The sequence below is a fragment of the Flavobacterium sandaracinum genome (assembly GCF_004349135.1).
GTDB lineage: Bacteria > Bacteroidota > Bacteroidia > Flavobacteriales > Flavobacteriaceae > Flavobacterium > Flavobacterium sandaracinum.
In genome coordinates, this window is record NZ_SMFN01000058.1 from 1 (window position 1) to 1,382 (window position 1,382).

Here is a 1,382-nt window from a genome sequence, read left to right on the forward strand (position 1 = left end):
CACTGCTATCCGAAAGTCGGAAATTAAAATTGTCTGAGAATCCCTTATTTTTGTTTTGCGAAAAATAAAATAATTTTATGGGACTCTTCAGACGAAACAAAAATAACAATAAACCTTTACTTGGGCAAATATTAGATTTAGTTCCTCGCTGGATTTTGGAATCGTGTATTAAAAAACATCAAAGTGACAAAGGATGTAGCAAATACAAGACTTATGACCAGTTCGTAGCTTTAACTTTCGGACAGCTCAATAAATGCTATACTTTGAGTGATATTTCTACTGGTATAGGGGTTTGTCAGAGTTTTATAAATGATTTGGGATTAAGTCAATCTCCTGCGCGTTCTACAATGAGTGATGGTAATAAAAAACGAACTTGGAAAGTATATGAATCCTTGTACATTAAGCTATTAAGTCACTATGATTCCGTTTTAAAAAAAGATAATCATCGAACCATTATTCAAGAAATTAAAGACCATAGTATCAAATTGATAGACAGCACCACAATTAGTCTGTGTTTATCTATGTTTGATTGGGCAAAGTTTCGGACAGCAAAAGGAGGTATTAAAATACATACTTGTTTTGATGATGCTTTACAAATTCCAGATTTAATAAACATTACAGAAGCAAAAACACATGATAGCAAAGGCTTAGGGCAAAATGTCTTCCCAAAAAACACAATCATTGTTGAGGATAGAGCTTATTTTGATTTTGCTTTGATGCTTAATAGAATATTTGCCCAAAATATATTTGTGACCCGAATAAAGACCAATACAGATTATACAATAATTACAGAATTAGAATTACCATTTGACACAGATCAAGATATTTTGAAGGATGAAATCATCACTTTATCAGGAAAAAAGGCCATTGAAACCACGATAAATGAGCATAATTTAAGACTGGTAACTGTTTACAGAGCAGAAGATAACAAGGTCATTCATATCATAACCAACAATTTAGATTGGACAGCCAGGACAATTGCCGATTTGTATAAGAAGAGATGGGATATTGAATTGTTTTTCAAAGCAATGAAGCAAAATTTACAAATAAAAACTTTTTTAGGAACTAGCGAAAATGCCGTAAAATCTCAAATATATGTCGCCTTAATAAGTTACTTGTTATTAGAACTCATAAACAGAACTATAGCCAAGAAAGTAAAAACCTTTTCTAATTTTGTAGAAAAAATAAGAGTATGTTTAGCTTTTTATCTAAGCATAGAATATGTTTGCAATCAAGTTAATGAAGGTGCAAAAAAAGTAATAAAACAAAACAAAATGCTGTTTAAACCTGACTTATTTTCTCAATAAAGAACAACAATTATAACAAATACAATACTTAACAAAGGGTTTTTAAGTTTTATTCAAAACTTTCGGATAGCAGTG

Annotated in this window: 1 protein-coding gene; it reads left to right on the top strand. The window is 30.6% G+C overall.

The window, feature by feature from the left end; genetic code table 11:
- Positions 1-77: 77 nt before the first annotated feature.
- Positions 78-1,307 (top strand): IS4 family transposase, encoded by a 1,230-nt coding sequence (locus E0F91_RS17580; RefSeq protein ID WP_132067644.1) that lies wholly within the window; start codon positions 78-80, stop codon positions 1,305-1,307.
- Positions 1,308-1,382: the final 75 nt, after the last annotated feature.